This window comes from Streptomyces sp. PA03-6a, assembly GCF_033792765.1.
Lineage (GTDB): Bacteria > Actinomycetota > Actinomycetes > Streptomycetales > Streptomycetaceae > Actinacidiphila.
Genome location: NZ_JARAVK010000483.1, coordinates 1 through 3,070, shown reverse-complemented (window position 1 = coordinate 3,070; position 3,070 = coordinate 1). Strand labels below are relative to the sequence as shown.

General features: G+C 72.6%; 3 protein-coding genes. 1 reads left to right on the top strand and 2 read right to left on the bottom strand.

Annotation, left to right across the window (positions count from 1 at the left end):
- Nucleotides 1-11: 11 nt before the first annotated feature.
- Nucleotides 12-368 carry an MmcQ/YjbR family DNA-binding protein gene (locus PV350_RS45790; protein WP_499515277.1) on the bottom strand — a complete coding sequence of 119 codons (357 nt, stop codon included), beginning with the start codon at nt 366-368 and terminating at the stop codon, nt 12-14.
- A gap of 143 nt (nt 369-511) precedes the next feature.
- Between PV350_RS45790 and PV350_RS45785 the strand changes: the two genes are divergently transcribed.
- Nucleotides 512-991 carry a winged helix-turn-helix transcriptional regulator gene (locus PV350_RS45785; protein WP_499515276.1) on the top strand — a complete coding sequence of 160 codons (480 nt, stop codon included), beginning with the start codon at nt 512-514 and terminating at the stop codon, nt 989-991.
- Nucleotides 992-1,017: 26 nt separating this feature from the next.
- On the opposite strand, the gene PV350_RS45780 is transcribed toward PV350_RS45785, so the two are convergent.
- Nucleotides 1,018-2,832 (bottom strand): ABC transporter ATP-binding protein, encoded by a 1,815-nt coding sequence (locus tag PV350_RS45780; RefSeq protein ID WP_500339215.1) that lies wholly within the window; start codon nt 2,830-2,832, stop codon nt 1,018-1,020.
- Nucleotides 2,833-3,070 lie beyond the last annotated feature (238 nt).

Genomic DNA, 3,070 nt, shown 5'->3' with positions numbered 1-3,070 from the left:
GGTCGGGGGCGTCACGCGCCGGCTCCCCCGGCCGGGCCCGCCGTCTCGGTCAGCCGCGGCGGCGCGGCCTGCCGCCAGGAGTCGGCGACGATGTCGCGGAGCTCGTCCACGTCGTCCAGGGCGGCGAGCCGTACCCGCACCCAGTTCGATCCGGCCTCGTGCGGCGGCACCCAGAACTTCCCCGGCTCGGCCGCGATCAGCTCGCCCCGCTCGTGCATGGGGCAGCGCACGGCGAAGGACGTCTCGTCGTCGGGCAGCGTGAGGTACATCTTCCCGGCGACCCGGAACGTGGGCATGCTCCAGGCCTCCTTCTCCACCGTCTCGGGGAGCGAGAGGGCGATGCGGCGGACGTCTTCGGAATCGGGCATGCGACCACCGTAGCCATCGCCTCCGACAACGGCCGTGACGCGTCCCCCGGCCGCTCCGGGCCCCTCCCGCCCGGGGCTGAGTAGCAGGAGGAAACCTAGGTGTAGACTGTCCTTCCGCCGCATCGGGCAGGAGGTGAGCCGCGGTGACGAACGGACGGCACGTGTCGGGCCCCCAGGAGGACCAGCCGGCCTGCTCCATCGAGCGGAGCCTGCAGATCCTCGGTGAGCGCTGGTCCCTGCTGGTGCTGCGCGAGGTCTTCGCCGGGCGGCACCGCTTCGCCGAGATCCAGACGTCGCTCGGGATCGCGCCCAACCTCCTCAGCGCCCGCCTCAAGCTGCTCGTCGAGGCCGGGGTGCTGTGCACCCGCACGTACCAGGAGCCGGGCAGCCGGCAACGGCAGAGCTACCACCTGACCGAGGCCGGGCGGGAGCTCGACCTCGTCATGGCCTCGCTGCAGCAGTGGGGCGACCGCCACCGGCCGCGCCCGTCCGGCCCCTCCGCGCGCCGGCGGACGCGCTCGACGGGCCACGCCGTCCACGTCGGCTTCCTCACCGACGACGGCCGCGAGGTGCCCGGCACCGATGTGTCGATCGCGGTGACGCAGCCCACCGGTACGGCCTGACCGGCCGGGCGGCCGGGCGGCCGGGTTCAGTGCAGGTCGGCCCGTTCGGCGGTGTCGTCCAGGAAGCCTCCGGACTGGTGCTGCCACAGCTTGGCGTAGGCGCCCTCCTCCGTGAGCAGTTCCTGGTGGGTGCCCTGCTCGATGATGCGCCCGCGGTCCAGGACGACCAGCCGGTCCATGCCGGCGACCGTGCTCAGCCGGTGCGCCACCACCAGCGCCGTCCGCCCGTCCATCAGCCGCCACAGCGCCTCCTGGACGAGGACCTCGCTCTCCGAGTCCAGGGCGCTGGTCGCCTCGTCCAGCAGCAGGATCGGCGCGTCGCGCAGGATCGCCCGGGCGAGCGCGACCCGCTGCCGCTGTCCGCCGGAGAGCTTGATCCCGCGCTCGCCGACCATGGTGTCGAAGCCGCCGGGCAGCGCGTCGGCGAACTCCGTGACGTGGGCCGCCAGGGCTGCGCGGCGGATTTCGCCCTCGGTGGCGTCCGGCCGCGCGAAGGCGATGTTGTCCCGCAGCGAGCGGTGGAACATCGCCGGGTCCTGCGGCACGTAGGAGATCAGGCTGCGCAGGTCGGCCTGGCGCAGCCGGCTGATGTCCTGCCCGCCGATGAGGATCCGGCCGCCGTCGATGTCGCTCATCCGCAGCAGCAACCGGGTGAGCGTGGTCTTGCCGCCGCCGGACCGGCCGACGAGCCCGATCCTGGCACCGCTCGGCACGGCCAGGTCGAGCCCCTCGAAGAGCGGCTCCGCGCCCCCGTGGGCGAAGGTCACGTGCTCGAAGCGGACGTCGGCGCCCCGGGAGCGCAGCGGTTCCGGCGCGGGCGGGTCGAGCACGGTGGGCGGCTTCAGCAGCAGTTCGGTGAACTGCGCCGCCTCCGTCATCGAGCTCTCCAGGCGGCGGTAGATCTGGTTGAACTCGAACATGATCCGCGTCGCGTTGGAGTAGTACGTGAAGGCCACCACGACCGCCTCCACGCCGTGCGTGCCCGCACCCAGCGAGACCGCCAGCAGCAGGCCCAGCGCGTTGGTCAGCACGGACAGCGGTGCGACCAGGGTGTCGATGCGCAGGTTGCCGTAGTCCCACGACTTGAGCGTGAGCCTTCGCGACTCGGCGACTCGGGAGCGGTGCTCGGCGGCCTCGCGTTCCTCCGCGGCGAACGCCCGCACCGTGTCCATGTTCATCAGGCTGTCGGCGACGTGCCCGGACACCCGGGCGATCGCCTCCTCGCGCCGGCGGACGAGCGCCTGGCGCCGGCGGATGAGGGGCGCCACGCACAGCGCCGTCACCGCGATCATCGCCAAGAGGCCGACGACCAGCAGCGGTTCGTAGGACCACAGCACCACCGACCCGAACAGCAGCGGTACGAAGCTGCCCAGGACGCTGAAGGTCAGCGTGTCGACGAACTCCTCGAAGCGCGAGGCGAAGCTCAGCACCCGCTTGGTGAGGGACCCCGCGAAGTTGTCGTGGAAGAACGACGCGTCCTTGGCGAACAGCTCGTCCATGCCGACCACGTACAGGTGCTCGATGCCGCGGGCGTCGAGGCGGTTCAGGCAGTGCAGCCCGATGCGCCACAGCGTCTCCGCGAGCAGCAGCACGCCGGCGAAGGCCAGGACGTAGGGGAGGGTCGAGCCGATGCCGGGAGCGGTGCCGTCGACGAAGCCGCCGACGAGCTTCGCGACGATCAGCGGTGCGACGTAGTTGATGCCGATGTTGCCGAGGGCCGGCGACAGCATCGCCGGAAGCGTCAGCCACCGGAACCGGGCCAACTCCCCTCCGTAGTAGCGGAGTGCCAGGAGCACCGGGCCCCTGGCCGGCCGGAACCTGCGTGATTCAGGCGATCCCATCTCCACCCTGTGGTGTCGTGCGGCGTGCTGCCGCGGGTTTCTCCGGGAGGTGCCGCTGCCGCCGTGGCGGTACGGCGGCGCCGAGGTGCGCATGAGTGGGCGGTCCGGAAGTGGCAGTGTCCCGCGGCGGCCCACGTGGCGTCCAAGCGTTTTCCGGCCCGGTGGCACGGCGCACGGAGGCGTCCCGGCGCACGCGCGCGGCCCTCGGCGGCCGGGGGCCGCGCGCGTGCGCCGGGAC

What these genes read in the sequence shown, in the direction of transcription:
- PV350_RS45790 (WP_499515277.1), bottom strand. Translation starts at nt 368, where the DNA reads ATGCCCGATTCCGAAGACGTCCGCCGCATCGCCCTCTCGCTCCCCGAG.
- PV350_RS45780 (WP_500339215.1), bottom strand. Translation starts at nt 2,832, where the DNA reads ATGGGATCGCCTGAATCACGCAGGTTCCGGCCGGCCAGGGGCCCGGTG.